The organism is Pseudomonas sp. BCA17, assembly GCF_004519405.1.
In the GTDB taxonomy this organism is placed as follows: domain Bacteria; phylum Pseudomonadota; class Gammaproteobacteria; order Pseudomonadales; family Pseudomonadaceae; genus Aquipseudomonas.
Window position 1 is genome coordinate 538,482 of the sequence record NZ_SGWI01000002.1, and the last position, 15,565, is coordinate 554,046.

Below are 15,565 nucleotides of genomic sequence, written 5' to 3' on the forward strand. Positions count from 1 at the left end.
ATCCACATGGGCTGGGCGGACCGAACTGGCGGCGAACTATATCACTGCTGGTACAGAGCCCCCAAGGCCGGAACTGCGCTTGTTCAGATTCACGACAGGGAAAAAACGTTGCTGAGCATGAATCTCAAGCCCTGCGCGAATAAAGCCTGACGAACTTGCGTGAGGGAATTGATCATTACCGCTATAATCGCCGACTTTTCGTCAGGCTATACGACTTCAGACATGAGCCAATCCAGCGACCTCATTCAATCCGCACAACGTACCATTCGCCTCGAACTGGAAGCCGTAGAAGGTTTACTGGCCCATATCGACGCGGATTTCGTGCGCGCCTGCGAGATGATTCTGGCCAGTAAAGGCCGCGTTGTCGTGGTCGGCATGGGCAAATCCGGCCATGTCGGCAACAAGATTGCCGCCACCCTGGCAAGCACCGGCACCACGGCTTTTTTCGTACACCCGGCCGAAGCCAGCCATGGCGACATGGGCATGATCACCAAGGATGACATCATCCTGGCGCTGTCCAACTCCGGCACCACCAACGAAATCGTGACCTTGCTGCCACTGATCAAGCGCCTGGGCATCCAGATGATCAGCATCACCGGCAACCCGGAATCGACGCTGGCCAAGGCTGCCGAAGTCAATCTGAACGTACATGTCGCCCATGAAGCCTGCCCACTGAACCTGGCGCCGACCTCTTCCACCACCGCCGCCCTGGTCATGGGCGATGCCCTGGCCGTAGCGCTGCTGGAGGCTCGCGGCTTTACCGCTGAAGACTTCGCGTTCTCCCACCCGGGCGGCGCCCTGGGTCGTCGCTTGCTGCTGAAGGTGGAAAACGTCATGCATGCCGGCGATGAACTGCCCCACGTTCAACGCGGCACGTTGCTCAAGGACGCCTTGATGGAGATGACCCGCAAGGGCCTGGGCATGACCGTGATCCTGGAGACCGACGGGCGCCTGGCCGGGGTCTTCACCGACGGCGACCTGCGTCGCACCCTGGACCGCACCATTGATATCCACACCGCGACCATCGACGCGGTGATGACGCCCCACGGCAAGACGGCTCGCCCGGAAATGCTGGCGGCCGAAGCCCTGAAGATCATGGAAGACCACAAGATCGGCGCGCTGGTGGTAGTCGATAGCGACGATCACCCGATTGGCGCGCTGAACATGCACGACTTACTGCGTGCGGGAGTGATGTAAATGACCGACGACCTGCTGCAACGCGGCAAAAACATCAAACTGGCCATTTTTGACGTTGACGGCGTGCTGACCGATGGCCGCCTGTACTTCCTTGAAGATGGCAGCGAATTCAAGAGCTTCAACACGCTTGACGGCCAAGGCATCAAAATGTTGATGGCGGCGGGCGTGCAAACAGCGATTATCAGCGGTCGAAAGACCCCCGTTGTGGAACGCCGCGCACAAAACCTGGGGATTCCTCACCTGTATCAGGGCCGTGAGGATAAACTGGTGGTTCTGGACGAGCTTCTTGGCCAACTCAACCTAAGCTATGAGCAGGTCGCCTACTTGGGCGATGACCTGCCCGACCTCCCGGTCATTCGCCGGGTGGGCCTGGGCATGGCCGTCGCGAACGCCGCAGCCTTTGTGCGTGAACACGCCCATGGCATTACCACCGCCCGTGGCGGCGAGGGTGCTGCCCGCGAGTTCTGCGAATTGATCCTGCGCGCCCAGGGCAGTCTTGAAGCGGCTCATGCCGCCTACCTATAGAGCGTTTTATGCTGAGTAAAAAGATTCGCAACTTCCTGTTATTCGGAGTCATCGCCGCGATCTTCCTGGCGGTGGGCTACTGGAATATCAGCCCGGAGCGCTTCCTCGACAAACCTGTGGTGCAGGTTGATGAGGGCGTTATCGACTATTACGCAACCAATGCCTACAGCGTGCAATTCCTGCCCGATGGCAAGGTGCAGTACGAGATGACTGCCGACAAGGTCGAACATTTGAAAGCTTCCGAGGTCACTTTGCTGACCAACCCGGACATGAACCTGTACCGTGGCACCGAGTTCCCCTGGCATGTCACCAGCCTGCGTGGCGAAGTCAACCCGGACGGAACCCAGGTGGAGTTGATCGACTCGGTACGCGTTGCGCGCACCGACGAGCAGAAACGCGACACCATCATCACCAGTAGTCGCATGACCGTATTCCCACAACAGCAATATGCGCAGACCGAGCAAGACGTTAGAATCGACGGCGCTGGCGGTGTATCGACTGGCAAGGGAATGAAAGCGTATTTGAAAGAAAGCAGGATACACCTGCTATCGAACGTAAGAGGACAGTATGAGGCTCGTTAAAACCCTCCCTATTTTGCTCGGTCTGGGCGCAGCACTGGGAAGCGTGAGCGCCTGGGCTCTGCCGAACGATAGCCAGCAACCGATCCATATTCAGGCCAACGATGCCCAATTGGACGACAAGAAAGGCATTGCTACCTACACAGGCGATGTGATCATCACCCAAGGTTCGATGAAAATCACCGGCAACACGGTGACGCTGACGCGTACCCCGGCCGGCGACATTGACGTGGTGACTTCGGTGGGCAACCTGGCTTACTTCGAGCAGAAACAAGCCGCGGCCGATCCGGGCCCCATGAAGGGCTACGGCAAGACCATCCAGTACCACGCCCAGCAAAACCGTATCATCCTGATCGACCAGGCCAAAGTGATCAGCACCGACGGCAACTCCACGGAAGGTGAAAAAATCACCTATGACACTGTGAAACAGATCGCCAACGCCGGCCGCGCCAATGGCAACAAGGTCAGCGCACCGCGTCCGCGTGTCGATATGGTTATCCAGCCGAAGAAGAAGGCCGAGTAATGGCAACCCTGAAAGCCCAGCATCTGGCCAAGGCCTATAAAAGCCGTCAGGTCGTGCGCGACGTCAGCCTTTCGATCGACAGTGGCCAGATCGTCGGCTTGCTCGGCCCCAACGGTGCCGGCAAGACCACTTGCTTCTATATGATCGTCGGCCTGGTCCAGGCGGATCAGGGTCGCGTATTGATCGATGACCTGGATGTCAGTCACCAGCCAATGCACGGTCGTGCTCGGGCCGGTATCGGCTATCTACCCCAGGAAGCGTCGATCTTCCGCAAACTGTCGGTAGCCGACAACATCATGGCGATCCTGGAGACCCGCAAGGAACTCGACCGCGATGGCCGCCGCAAGGAACTGGAAAGCCTGCTGCAGGAATTCCACATCAACCACATTCGCGACAATCTCGGCATGAGCCTGTCCGGTGGTGAGCGGCGCCGAGTGGAAATCGCCCGCGCCTTGGCCACCGCACCGAAGTTCATCCTGCTGGACGAACCGTTTGCCGGTGTCGACCCGATCTCGGTTGGCGACATCAAACAGATCATCCACCATCTGAAGGCCAAGGGCATCGGCGTGTTGATCACCGACCACAACGTTCGCGAGACGCTCGATATCTGTGAAACCGCCTATATCGTCAACGATGGTCAGTTGATCGCCGAAGGTGACTCGGCAACCATCCTGGCCAACGAACTGGTCAAGGAAGTGTACCTGGGCCACGAGTTCCGCCTGTAAACACCGCGGTGTCACGGCTGTTCGCCAATGCGCGCGGTAGTCAATAAAAACCTCAGGCTTTTTATTGTTACCGTGCTCTAGGCAAAGCCCCCGATATCAGGCATATAATTTGCTTATGTTTGGCGCTCACGCGCCCTGTCGTGGATGGCGCAATGCGCCGGCGAATAAGGTGTTAAGCCCCTGCCATGAAACCATCGCTAGTCCTGAGAATGGGCCAGCAGCTGACGATGACACCGCAGCTGCAACAGGCCATCCGCCTGCTCCAATTGTCAACCCTGGACCTGCAACAGGAAATCCAGGAGGCGCTGGAGTCCAATCCGATGCTCGAACGCCAGGAAGAAGGCGACGACTTCGATAATACAGACCCGCTGGCCGATAACATCGAGCAAAAACCCAACGCCGACGTGCAGGAACCTTCCTATCAGGAAACCGCCCCTACGGTGGACAACCTGGAGGATGGCGAATGGAACGAACGTATTCCCAACGACCTTCCCGTGGATACCGCGTGGGAAGACGTCTACCAGACCAGCGCCAGCAGCCTGCCCAGCAACGACGATGACGAGTGGGATTTCACTACCCGTACGTCCGTCGGCGAGAGCCTGCAAAGCCATTTGTTGTGGCAATTGAACCTGGCACCGATGTCCGACACCGACCGCCTGATCGCCGTCACCCTGATCGATTGCATCAACAACCAGGGCTACCTGGACGAAACCCTTGAGGAAATCCTCGAGGCATTCGACCCGGAACTGGACATCGAGCTGGACGAGATCGAAGCCGTCCTGCACCGCATCCAGCAGTTCGAACCCGCCGGCATAGGCGCCCGCACGCTCAGCGAGTGCCTGCTGCTGCAACTGCGCCAAATGCCCGCCAAGACCCCTTGGCTCACCGAGGCCCAACGCCTGGTCACCGACTATATCGACCTGCTGGGCAGCCGCGACTACAGCCAGCTGATGCGCCGCATGAAGCTCAAGGAAGATGACCTGCGCCAGGTGATCGAGCTGGTACAGAGCCTCAACCCGCGTCCAGGCTCACAGATCGAGTCCAGCGAAGCCGAGTATGTCGTTCCCGATGTAATCGTTCGAAAGGACAATGAGCGCTGGCTCGTCGAGCTCAACCAGGAGTCGGTGCCGCGCCTGCGAGTCAACCCGCAATACGCGGGTTTTGTACGCCGCGCCGACACCAGCGCCGACAATACCTTCATGCGTAACCAACTGCAGGAAGCGCGCTGGTTCATCAAGAGCCTGCAAAGCCGCAACGAAACCCTGATGAAGGTGGCCACCCAGATCGTCGAGCACCAGCGCGGCTTCCTGGAATATGGCGACGAAGCGATGAAGCCGCTTGTCCTGCACGACATCGCAGAAGCAGTGGGCATGCACGAATCGACGATCTCCCGGGTAACCACGCAAAAATTCATGCATACCCCACGGGGTATTTATGAGTTGAAATACTTTTTCTCCAGCCACGTCAGCACCTCCGAAGGCGGCGAATGCTCGTCCACGGCAATCCGCGCGATCATCAAAAAACTGGTTGCCGCGGAAAATCAGAAAAAGCCATTGAGTGACAGTAAGATCGCTGGTTTACTGGAGGCACAAGGCATTCAGGTCGCCCGTCGAACCGTCGCCAAGTACCGCGAGTCCCTCGGGATCGCGCCTTCCAGCGAGCGTAAGCGTTTGATGTGACGGGCGGGCCATAGCGTTCCAGTGGCAGGTATTCCTACCTGCCGCTTTATGCACTGGCAACGAAGGAGAAGCTGTATGCAAGTCAACATCAGTGGACACCATGTAGAAGTCACCCCTCCATTGCGCGACTATGTCGAGCAAAAGCTGAAGCGGCTCGAGGGTCATTTTGACAAGATCACCAATGTGCAAGTCATCATGAAGGTCGACAAGCTTCAGCAGAAAATCGAGGCAACCCTGCAGATTCCCGGCGGAGAAGTAGTCGCCAACGCTGAGCATGAAGACATGTATGCATCTATCGATGCCCTGACCGACAAGCTTGACCGCCAACTTAAAAAGCATAAGGAAAAGAATCTGCACCTGATGCAAGGTACAGGTCGCTAACTCCCTCCCCATGATCCGACTTGAAACCATCCTGACCCCCGGCCGTTCCCTCGTGAACGTGCCGGGCGGCAGCAAGAAAAAAGCCCTCGAACAAATTGCCAACCTGATCCACCGCGAAGTGCCGGATCTGGAGATGCAGGATGTCTTCGAGGCACTGGTTGCCCGTGAAAAACTCGGTTCCACCGGTTTTGGCAACGGCATCGCCATTCCTCACTGCCGACTCAAAGGCTGCGAGTCCCCGGTGAGCGCCCTGCTGCACCTGGAAGCCCCCATCGATTTCGATGCCATCGACGGCGCCCCGGTCGACCTGTTGTTTGTTTTACTGGTCCCACAAGCCGCCACCGATGCACACCTGGAACTGCTTCGGCAGATAGCCAGCATGCTCGACCGCAAGGAAGTACGCGACAAATTGCGCAGTGCCGCCAGCAACGAGGCGCTCTATCAGGTTGTCCTGGATGAACAAAACGGGCAGTAATCATGCGTTTGATCATCGTCAGCGGCCGTTCCGGCTCAGGTAAAAGCACTGCTCTCAATGTTCTCGAGGACAACGGCTTTTATTGCATCGACAACTTGCCCGCCGGTCTACTGCCGGAATTGGCGGAACGTGCATTGATCCATACCGAACTGGCGCAACCGTTGGTGGCCGTATCGATTGATGCCCGCAACCTGCCCAGCCACCTCTCCCGGTTCCCCGAGTTGCTCGAGGAAGTGCGCGCCAAGCATATTCATTGCGACGTGCTGTATCTGGATGCCGACGAAGAGACGCTGCTCAAGCGCTTCTCCGAAACCCGTCGGCGCCATCCGCTCAGCAGCCCGCATCGCTCCCTCGCCGAAGCCATCGAGGACGAAACCAAGCTGCTGGGGCCGATCATTGACCTCGCCGACCTCAAGATCAACACCACCAGCCTCAACCTGTACCAACTGCGCGACGCAATCAAGCTGCGCCTGTTGAACCAGCCCGAGCCCGGCACCGCATTTCTGGTGGAGTCGTTCGGCTTCAAGCGCGGCATGCCGGTGGATGCCGACCTGGTGTTTGATGTCCGCTGCCTGCCTAACCCCTACTGGAAGCCAGAACTGCGTGATCAGTCCGGGCTGGATCAACCTGTAGCCGAATACCTTGCAGCGCAGCCGGATGTGGAGGAGATGTTCCAGGACATTTACGGCTACCTGCTCAAATGGTTGCCGCGATTCGCCGCAAGCAACCGGGCCTATGTCACGATTGCCGTCGGTTGCACCGGAGGCCATCACCGTTCCGTCTATTTGACCGAACGCCTGGGCCAGGCTTTGCAACAAACCCTCAAGAACGTCCAGGTTCGCCACCGCGACCTTAGCTGAAAGGAACACCCCCGCGATGCCCGCTCTGGAAATTGAAATCATCAACAAGCTGGGCTTGCATGCCCGGGCCTCTGCCAAGTTCGTCGGCGTTGCCGGGCAGTTCCCCTGCCAGATTCGCGCCGGGCGCACCCCCGAGTCCATGGTCGATGGTAAAAGCATCATGGCGATGATGATGCTGGCTGCCGGCAAGGGCACGCGGATTCACCTGAAGACGGAAGGCGAGCAGGAACAGGAAGCGATGGACGCGTTGGTGAAGTTGATCAACAACTACTTCGATGAGGGTGAGTAAACTCACCCTCGAACACTGCGTGACGCTGAAAAGGCGTCACCCCAACGCTGTATCCATAACCATCATCAGGCAAAACCCGATACACAGCCCCAGGCTGGCGAGCTTTTCGTGACCGTTGCGCCTCGATTCGGGGATCACTTCATGGGTCACCACCAACAACATCGCACCCGCGGCCAACGCCAGCCCCAAAGGCAATAGCACTTCGGCCAGGCTGACCAGCCATGCGCAAATCACCGCGAAAACAGGCTCGACCAACCCTGAGGCGGCACCGATCAAGAACGCCTTGACCCGTGACATCCCCGCCCCTGCCAATACCAGCGCAATCACCAGGCCTTCGGGCACATCCTGCAGGGCAATCCCCATGGCCAGGCTGTCGGCATCCGGCATGCCACCGCCGGCAGACACGCCCACCGCCATACCTTCTGGAATGTTGTGCGCAATGATGGCGAACACAAACAGCCAAATGCGTGGCGGGATCACCGGTTTGCCTGGCGTGCCCAGCAACATTTCGGGGCCGGCACCAGAGACCTTACGGTCAACCAGATACAAACCGAAAGCGCCCAGCATAATGCCCAAGCTGATCAACCCACTCGCGCCCCAGGGTGATAGCCCCAGGTTCTGGGCAGCAGAAATGCCTGGCACGATCAACGAAAACGCAGTCGCCGCCAGCATCACCCCGGCACCGAACCCCAGCAGGGAATCGCTCAGCGCTAACGGCATCCGCCGAATCACCAGCACCGGGACCGCACCCAACGCCGTACCGAGCGCACAGATCGCCCCGCCTTGCAGGGCACGCAGGATGCGTGGCTGCAAGTCCAGCCAGGCCAGCCCGTGGGCCACCAGCAAAGCAGTACCTGCCAATAGCAGCAGCGAGCCAAATGCATAGCGAAACATGCGCCCGCTGCCGATCGTCAGTGTTTCAGTGCCCATAGTCGGCCTTAGATCTTGTTATAGGGAGTGAGCGTCAGGCCAAGGCAGCCTGATAACGAGCGGCGACTTCTGGCCAATTGATGACGCTGTAGAAGGCATTGATGTATTCCGGGCGACGGTTCTGATACAGCAGGTAGTAGGCGTGCTCCCAGACATCCAGCCCGAGGATCGGCGTGTTGCCGCTCATCAATGGGCTGTCCTGATTGCCGCTGCTTTCCACTACCAGGGTCTTTTGTGGGGTAACACTGAGCCAGGCCCAGCCACTGCCGAAACGTGTCAACGCAGCTTTGGTGAAGGCTTCCTTGAAGCTGTCAAAACCACCCAGTTGCTCATCGATAGCCTGGCCCAGCACGCCCCCGGGCTTGCCACCGCCTTTGGGTGACATCACGGCCCAGAACAGCGAGTGATTAGCGTGACCGCCACCCTGATTGATCACTGCAGCACGCAGTTTTTCTGGCAGTTGCTGGACGCTGGACACCAGTTTCTCTACCGGCCAACCCGCGAACTCGGTGCCTTCAACCGCCGCGTTGAGGTTGTTGATATACGTTTGGTGATGCTTGGTGTAGTGAATCTCCATGGTCTGCGCATCGATATGCGGCTCCAGGGCATCGTAGGCATAAGGCAAGGCAGGCAAGGCGTAGGTCATATCAATGAGCTCCGTAATAAGGGCTGTTGCGGGTCGGCATATTCGGTTGCGCCGCAGCGCCGCCCAACAAGCGATGAGTACGTGGGTACTCACCGTGATCGCTGATGAAATTCAACAACTCAACATAGGTCTTGCTGCTCTGGCGCAGCGCCGCCTCGCGCAGTTGCGGGCTCAGACGCGAGTCCTGCATGGTCTGCAACAGACGCTGGTGAATGGCACAGAGGTATTCCGCGCTTTCCTCTGGCTGGTTCAGGCGCAGGTGCAGGTCCGCCAGGTTGTGATGGGAAATGACGCAAGCCGCCACTGCTTCGTCAGCGTCCGACCAGCGCTCGAATAACACTTGAGCCAGGGCCAGGGCTTGCAAATAGGCCTCGCGAGCGTCGACCAGTTCGCCCTGCATAAAGCAGCGATTGGCTCGTTCGATCGTGCGTTTCCAATGCTCCATGGTGAGCCTCCAAAGCAGAGTCGGTGATTACACGCCACCGGCCGTGAGTTTTTCCGGATCCAGCAGAATTTCCAGCTGACTACGGGGCAAGTCAGTGTGCTCAAGGGCGACCTCAATGATCGGCCGACCTTGCTGATAGGCTTTCTTGGCGATTTCGGCGGCCTTCTGGTAACCGATGATCGGGTTGAGTGCAGTGACCAGGATTGGGTTACGCGACAGCGCTTCCTTGAGCTTGGCTTCATTGATCTTGAAGCTGGCGATGGCCTTATCCGCCAGCAATCGGCTTGAATTGGCCAGCAACTCGAGGCTGCTGAGCAGATTCTGGGCGATGATCGGCAGCATCACGTTCAGCTCGAAGTTGCCCGACTGCCCGGCAACGGTGATGACCGTGTCATTACCAATCACTTGCGCGGCCACCATGGCGGTCGCTTCCGGGATCACCGGATTGACCTTGCCAGGCATGATCGAGGAACCCGGTTGCAGGCCCTCCAGCTCGATTTCACCAAGACCGGCGAGAGGGCCGGAGTTCATCCAGCGAAGGTCGTTGGCGATTTTCATCAGTGAGACGGCGGTGGCTTTCAATTGGCCGGAAACGGCAACAGCCGTGTCCTGGGAACCGATCAACGCAAACAGGTTCTTGCCCGGTGTAAATTTCACGCCGGTCAAATGACTCAACTGCTGGCTGAAACGTGCCGCGAATTCAGGGTGTGCATTAATCCCGGTGCCGACAGCTGTGCCCCCCTGGGCCAGGGCCTGCAGGCTGGGCAGCAAGTCCTGCAAATGCCCGATGTTGGACTTGAGTTGCTGCGCCCAGCCGTTGAGCACCTGGCTCATGCGCACGGGCATGGCATCCATCAGGTGAGTACGGCCGGTCTTGATGAAGGGGTGAACGGCTTCAGCCTTCTGCTCAATCACCTGAACCAGATGCAGCAGGGCTGGCAGCGTTTGCTCATGCAGAACCAACGCGGCGCTGACATGGATGGTGGTCGGGATGATGTCGTTGCTGCTCTGGCCGCAGTTAACGTGATCGTTTGGGTTGATGACCTCACCAAGCAAGCGGGTGGCGAGGGTTGCAATCACTTCATTGGCGTTCATGTTGGAACTGGTGCCGGACCCGGTCTGGAAGATATCCAGCGGGAAATGCGGCATGAAATCGCCTTCCAGCAAGCCCTGGGCGGCATCGACGATCGCCTTGCCCTGGGCTTCGCTGATCTGTTTGAGGTCGACATTGACCTTGGCGGCAGCGGCCTTGGCCAGAATCAAGGCACGAATGAATTGCGTCGGCATACGCTGCTTGCTGATCGGGAAGTTGTTCACCGCGCGCTGGGTTTGCGCGCCATACAGGGCGTCGGCAGGCACCTGAAGCTCGCCCATGCTGTCGTGTTCGATACGGGTGTTACTCATCGTTAGATCCTTGCACCAGGTCAGAGTGAGAAAGTGATGGCAGCAACTCGCAGGTCGCCAATTGCCAGGCAAAGGTCTGCCAGCGCTTGAGGCGGCACGCGCAGCGGGAGAGTTTTTCCAGATCACGCAAGGGGCGCCAGGCCTGGTCCAGGCATAGGGATCGCCAGTGCCACGGCAAGGCGATATCACTGGCGGTGTCGATCAAGAGACGGAATGAGGTTTCAGCGATCGTCCAGGGATGGGTCGCGGTGCAGCACGCCAGGTATCGGCCTTCATTGAGGTAATGTTCGATCAGGCGAGGTTCATTGGGATCGAGGCCGCAACGGATCTGACGACTCATCCAACGCCAGCTTTCCAGGTAAGGATCCTCATGCAGGACAGAACTCATGATCCACACTCATTCAGTAATGATATTCATTATTAAATGATATTAAGAATCAAAACAAGCGCAGCCGATTAATCCACTTTCTAGACAGCCACGAAAAAGGCGCGCCATCCTCAGGATGGCGCGCCTTTTTCGTGAAGCGATGCGGGATCAACTGCCAGCGACGGTCATCCGCTCGATCAGGACAGACCCGGTGCGAATGTTGCTGCGCAGTTCCAGGTCATTACCCACTGCAACGATCTGCTTGAACATGTCCCGCATGTTGCCGGCAATGGTCACTTCCTGGACGGCGAACTGAATCTCACCATTTTCCACCCAAAAACCTGCCGCGCCTCGAGAGTAATCCCCGGTCACCATATTCAAACCATGGCCCATCAACTCGGTCACCAGCAGGCCTCGGCCCATACGACGCAGCAATGCAGCCTGATCTTCGTCACCATGGGTCACAAACAGGTTATGCACGCCACCGGAGTTGGCAGTACTTGGCAAGCCAAGCTTGCGGCCGGCGTAAGTACCCAGGACGTAGGACACCAACTCGCCCTGCTCGACAAATGGCTTGGCATACGTCGCCAGGCCGTCACCATCGAACGCCGAGCTGCCCATGGCACGCATCAGGTGCGGGCGTTCGTCGATGGTCAGCCATTCAGGGAACAGCTTCTGGCCGATGGTGCCTTCAAGGAACGAGGACTTGCGGTAAAGGTTACCGCCGGAAATCGCCCCCAGAAAACTGCTGAACAAACCACCAGCCAGCTCCGCCGAGAACAGCACCGGCACTTCACAGGTCGCCACCGGGCGTGCGCCCAGGCGGCTGGCGGCACGTTGTGCGGCGCGCTGACCAATGCTGACCGGGTCAGCCAGCAGATCGCCTTGACGATTCACGTCATACCAATAATCACGCTGCATCTGGCCATTGGCTTCGGCGATCATCACACAGCTCAAGCTATGACGTGTAGACGCATAACCACCGATAAAACCGTGGCTGTTGCCGTAAACGCGGCAACCCTGATGGGTACTCAAGGTGGTGCCATCGGCGTTCTTGATGCGCGCATCAGCGTCAAACGCAGCCGCTTCGCATATCAGCGCCCGCTCAATAGCTTGCTCAGGCGTGATATCCCAGGCGTGGAACAGGTCGAAATCCTTCAAGTCCTTGGCCATCAACGCCTTATCGGCCAGGCCAGAGCTTTCATCTTCAGAAGTGTGCTTGGCGATGGCCAAAGCCGCCGCGACGGTCTCGCGAATCGCCTCCGGGCCGCTGGCCGACGTGCTGGCCGAGCCCTTGCGCTGCCCCACATACAACGTGATGCCAAACCCCTGGTCGCGGTTGAACTCAACGGTTTCCACTTCTCTCTGACGCACCGAGGTAGACAGCCCCTGCTCCAGCGACACAGCCACTTCACAGGCGCTCGCCCCCTGGCGCTTGGCTTCGGCAAGGATCTGCTCGACTTGTTCCTGCAGTGCCGGTAACGCTTGCGGACCGACGCTTTGGGCTGCACTCATGGTTTTCTCCACTCAAACTCTGCTTTCGGTTAAGGCCATCGAGCGACCGGGCCGGACAAGAGGCCCCCGACTGGTTATCATGGCGGCGTTTCTTTGCGGACTGCCACCATGGTTGATTCTTACGACGACTCCCTCGATGGGGAGAAAAGCAAATCCCAAGTCAAACGCGAGCTGCATGCTCTGGTTGATCTTGGCGAGCGCCTCACAACGCTCAAGAAAGACTTGATTGCAAAACTGCCACTGACCGACGAAATGCGCCGGGCTCTGGCCGATGCGCCTAAGCACACCGCGAATATCGCGCGTAAACGGCATATCGCGTTTATCGGCAGGCTGATGCGCGACCAGGACACTGACGCGATTCTGGCGTTGCTTGATCAAACCGATGCCTCCACTCGCCAGTACAACGAACGCTTCCATAACCTGGAACGTTGGCGTGACCGCCTGATATCGGGCGATGATGCCGTGCTGGAGAAATTCGTAGCGGAGTACCCGGACGCGGACCGCCAGCAACTGCGTTCCCAGATCCGTCAGGCTCAACACGAACTGGCGCATAACAAGCCGCCGGCCACCAGCCGTAAAATTTTCAAGTACATCCGAGAGCTGGACGAGACTCAACGCGGTCTGCGCTGATCCTCTTCCCCGGGTGGCGACCTTCGCCACCCGAAGCTCCGCGGCTTACGACCCCGTACCCCCTACGGTAATCGCATCAATTTTCAGGGTTGGCTGGCCGACACCCACCGGCACCGACTGCCCATCCTTGCCGCACGTGCCGACGCCACTATCCAGCGACAGGTCATTACCGACCATCGACACCTTGCTCATCGCTTCCGGCCCGTTACCAATCAACGTCGCTCCCTTGACCGGCGCGGTGATCTTGCCGTCTTCGATCAGGTACGCCTCGCTGGTGGAAAACACAAACTTGCCACTGGTGATATCCACCTGCCCGCCGCCAAGGTTGGCGCAGTAGATCCCGCGCTTAACCGACGCGATGATTTCCGCCGGGTCGCTTTCACCACCGAGCATGTAGGTGTTGGTCATGCGTGGCATCGGCAGGTGCGCATAAGATTCGCGGCGGCCGTTGCCGGTACGGGCCACGCCCATCAGGCGGGCGTTGAGCTTGTCTTGCATGTAGCCCTTGAGTACGCCGTTCTCGATCAGCGTGGTGCACTCGGTCGGCGTACCTTCGTCATCGACGCTCAGCGAGCCCCGACGGCCCGCCAAAGTGCCATCGTCGACAATGGTGCACAGCTTGGAGGCAACCATCTCGCCCATGCGCCCGCTGTAGGCGGAACTGCCCTTACGGTTGAAGTCGCCTTCCAGGCCATGCCCCACTGCTTCGTGCAGCAAAACCCCGGACCAACCCGAACCCAGCACCACCGGCAAGGTACCCGCCGGTGCCGGAATCGCCTCCAGGTTGACCAACGCCTGGCGCAGCGCTTCACGGGCATAGCCCATGGCACGGTCGTCAGTGAGGAAATAACGGTAGTCGGTACGACCGCCGCCGCCATGACCACCACGTTCGCGGCGCCCATTATGTTCGACGATCACGCTGACATTGAAACGCACCAATGGCCGCACATCCGCCGCCAGCCCGCCGTCGGTGGACGCCACCAAGATGCGCTCCCACACACCGGCCATGCTTACGGTGACCTGCTGAATGCGCGGGTCGAGGGCACGGGTGGCCGCGTCGACGCGCTTGAGCAGCTCAACCTTTTCCGCACGGCTAATCACTTCCAGGGGGTTATCCGGTGCATATAGCTGGGCCACATCCTGGGTGCTGAACGCCTGTACCGTGCCATTTTGCCCGGCACGAGAAATCGAACGCGCCGCACGGGCCGCCAGGCCCAGGGCCTCCAGGGTGATTGCATTGCTGTAGGCAAAACCGGTTTTCTCACCCGATTGCGCTCGCACGCCTACCCCCTGGTCAAGGTTGAAACTGCCTTCCTTGACGATGCCGTCTTCAAGCGCCCAGGACTCGGAAATCTGCCCCTGAAAATACAGGTCGGCTGCATCGATGCCCGGCCCGGCCAGATCGCCCAGCACGGTTTGCAAGCTTTCGATGGTCACGCCACCGGGTGCCAGGAGGTGTTCACTGACTGAGGACAACAACTCGCTCATAGGTTTGGCCTTAAATTCATCGTTCTGAAGCAGGCCGCTGTGCGCCCTGCGAGAAAAAGCGCCGATGGTTCGCCACCGGCATGCGCGCCCGTATCGACGCCTGTTCACTGCTGTCGCGCTCGGCCAACAACACCGCTTCGCCTTGATCCTGTTGTGTCAGCACACGCCCCCATGGGTCGACAATCGCCGCATGCCCAAAGGTTTCCCGTGGCCCTGGGTGCACGCCGCCTTGTGCGGCCGCCAGCACGTAACACTGGGTTTCGATGGCGCGCGCGCGAATCAACACGTCCCAATGCGCTGCCCCAGTCACGGCAGTAAAAGCCGAGGGGGCGGTGATCAACTCTGCGCCCGCTGCGCGCAACTCACTGTACAGCTCGGGAAAACGCAGGTCATAACACACGGTCAGCCCCAATCGACCCACCGGCGTATCCGCCACCACCACCTTGCCACCGAAAGCATAGTCGTCAGATTCCCGATAACGACCACGAGCATCGGCGACATCGACGTCGAACAAATGCAGCTTGTCGTAACGGGCGACAAGCTCACCCTGATCGTCAATCAGCAGCGAACAGGCGTTGGGCTTGGCATTCGGCTGGCCTTCGGGAGGCAACGGCAATGTGCCGGCCACTATCCATAAGGTGAGGTCGCGAGCGGTCTGTTTCAACCACGGCAGGATCGGGCCTTCACCCGAGGCCTCGGCGCGGCCGATATCGGCCACATCACGGCGCCCCATGGCCGCAAAGTTCTCCGGCAGCACCGCAAGCGTCGCACCGCGCAGCGCCGCTTGCTCCAGCAAACGCCGGGCCTGGGCCAGGTTGGCCAGCACATCGCTTTGGCTGACCATTTGAATTACTGCAAAGGACATGGGCCCACACTCCACGATTGGCATGGGGCCATGCTACTCCACA

Annotated in this window: 19 protein-coding genes; 11 read left to right on the forward strand and 8 right to left on the reverse strand. The window is 59.0% G+C overall.

The window, feature by feature from the left end; translation table 11 throughout:
- Positions 1–222 precede the first annotated feature (222 nt).
- The 10 genes from EXW71_RS11355 (at position 223) to EXW71_RS11400 (ending at position 7,232) form a co-directional block, all read left to right on the forward strand.
- Complete coding sequence (locus EXW71_RS11355) at positions 223–1,197, forward strand: KpsF/GutQ family sugar-phosphate isomerase (RefSeq protein ID WP_123714598.1); 975 nt, start codon at positions 223–225, stop codon at positions 1,195–1,197.
- Positions 1,198–1,722, forward strand: coding sequence for an HAD family hydrolase (locus EXW71_RS11360; RefSeq protein WP_123714597.1), 525 nt, complete (start codon positions 1,198–1,200; stop codon positions 1,720–1,722).
- Positions 1,723–1,730: 8 nt separating this feature from the next.
- Positions 1,731–2,303: an LPS export ABC transporter periplasmic protein LptC gene (gene lptC, locus EXW71_RS11365; protein ID WP_123714596.1), complete on the forward strand. Its 573-nt coding sequence runs from the start codon at positions 1,731–1,733 to the stop codon at positions 2,301–2,303.
- On the forward strand, positions 2,290–2,823 hold the full coding sequence (lptA, locus tag EXW71_RS11370; protein WP_123714595.1) for a lipopolysaccharide transport periplasmic protein LptA: 534 nt from the start codon (positions 2,290–2,292) through the stop codon (positions 2,821–2,823). Before lptC ends, lptA begins: the two co-directional genes overlap by 14 nt.
- Positions 2,823–3,548, forward strand: coding sequence for an LPS export ABC transporter ATP-binding protein (gene lptB, locus EXW71_RS11375; RefSeq protein ID WP_003171806.1), 726 nt, complete (start codon positions 2,823–2,825; stop codon positions 3,546–3,548). Before lptA ends, lptB begins: the two co-directional genes overlap by 1 nt.
- Before the next feature lie 185 nt (positions 3,549–3,733).
- Positions 3,734–5,227, forward strand: a complete 1,494-nt coding sequence (locus EXW71_RS11380; RefSeq protein WP_123714594.1) for an RNA polymerase factor sigma-54 — start codon at positions 3,734–3,736, stop codon at positions 5,225–5,227.
- 75 nt (positions 5,228–5,302) lie between these two features.
- Positions 5,303–5,608: a ribosome hibernation-promoting factor, HPF/YfiA family gene (gene hpf, locus EXW71_RS11385; protein WP_123714593.1), complete on the forward strand. Its 306-nt coding sequence runs from the start codon at positions 5,303–5,305 to the stop codon at positions 5,606–5,608.
- A 10-nt stretch (positions 5,609–5,618) separates the two neighbouring features.
- Positions 5,619–6,083: a PTS IIA-like nitrogen regulatory protein PtsN gene (gene ptsN, locus EXW71_RS11390; protein ID WP_123714592.1), complete on the forward strand. Its 465-nt coding sequence runs from the start codon at positions 5,619–5,621 to the stop codon at positions 6,081–6,083.
- Positions 6,084–6,085: 2 nt separating this feature from the next.
- Positions 6,086–6,943 carry an RNase adapter RapZ gene (gene rapZ / locus EXW71_RS11395; protein WP_123714591.1) on the forward strand — a complete coding sequence of 286 codons (858 nt, stop codon included), beginning with the start codon at positions 6,086–6,088 and terminating at the stop codon, positions 6,941–6,943.
- Positions 6,944–6,959: 16 nt separating this feature from the next.
- Complete coding sequence (locus EXW71_RS11400) at positions 6,960–7,232, forward strand: HPr family phosphocarrier protein (protein ID WP_060754944.1); 273 nt, start codon at positions 6,960–6,962, stop codon at positions 7,230–7,232.
- Between the two features lie 36 nt (positions 7,233–7,268).
- Here the strand turns inward: EXW71_RS11400 and EXW71_RS11405 are convergent, their stop codons facing one another.
- The 6 genes from EXW71_RS11405 to pmbA form a co-directional block, all read right to left on the reverse strand.
- Complete coding sequence (locus EXW71_RS11405) at positions 7,269–8,162, reverse strand: ZIP family metal transporter (protein ID WP_134658655.1); 894 nt, start codon at positions 8,160–8,162, stop codon at positions 7,269–7,271.
- A gap of 34 nt (positions 8,163–8,196) precedes the next feature.
- Positions 8,197–8,808 (reverse strand): superoxide dismutase, encoded by a 612-nt coding sequence (locus EXW71_RS11410; protein WP_134658657.1) that lies wholly within the window; start codon positions 8,806–8,808, stop codon positions 8,197–8,199.
- Position 8,809: 1 nt separating this feature from the next.
- On the reverse strand, positions 8,810–9,253 hold the full coding sequence (locus EXW71_RS11415; protein WP_134658659.1) for a hypothetical protein: 444 nt from the start codon (positions 9,251–9,253) through the stop codon (positions 8,810–8,812).
- 27 nt (positions 9,254–9,280) lie between these two features.
- Positions 9,281–10,657, reverse strand: coding sequence for a lyase family protein (locus EXW71_RS11420; protein WP_134658661.1), 1,377 nt, complete (start codon positions 10,655–10,657; stop codon positions 9,281–9,283).
- Positions 10,650–11,045 carry a FagA protein gene (locus EXW71_RS11425; protein ID WP_123714586.1) on the reverse strand — a complete coding sequence of 132 codons (396 nt, stop codon included), beginning with the start codon at positions 11,043–11,045 and terminating at the stop codon, positions 10,650–10,652. Before EXW71_RS11425 ends, EXW71_RS11420 begins: the two co-directional genes overlap by 8 nt.
- 147 nt (positions 11,046–11,192) lie before the next feature.
- Positions 11,193–12,539 (reverse strand): metalloprotease PmbA, encoded by a 1,347-nt coding sequence (gene pmbA / locus EXW71_RS11430; protein ID WP_134658663.1) that lies wholly within the window; start codon positions 12,537–12,539, stop codon positions 11,193–11,195.
- Between the two features lie 108 nt (positions 12,540–12,647).
- Between pmbA and yjgA the strand changes: the two genes are divergently transcribed.
- On the forward strand, positions 12,648–13,169 hold the full coding sequence (yjgA, locus tag EXW71_RS11435) for a ribosome biogenesis factor YjgA (protein WP_123714584.1): 522 nt from the start codon (positions 12,648–12,650) through the stop codon (positions 13,167–13,169).
- 45 nt (positions 13,170–13,214) lie between these two features.
- Here yjgA and tldD read toward each other — a convergent pair whose 3' ends face one another.
- Both tldD and EXW71_RS11445 read right to left on the reverse strand, forming a co-directional pair.
- On the reverse strand, positions 13,215–14,657 hold the full coding sequence (gene tldD, locus EXW71_RS11440) for a metalloprotease TldD (RefSeq protein WP_134658665.1): 1,443 nt from the start codon (positions 14,655–14,657) through the stop codon (positions 13,215–13,217).
- A 16-nt stretch (positions 14,658–14,673) separates the two neighbouring features.
- On the reverse strand, positions 14,674–15,522 hold the full coding sequence (locus EXW71_RS11445) for a carbon-nitrogen hydrolase family protein (protein WP_123714582.1): 849 nt from the start codon (positions 15,520–15,522) through the stop codon (positions 14,674–14,676).
- Positions 15,523–15,565 lie beyond the last annotated feature (43 nt).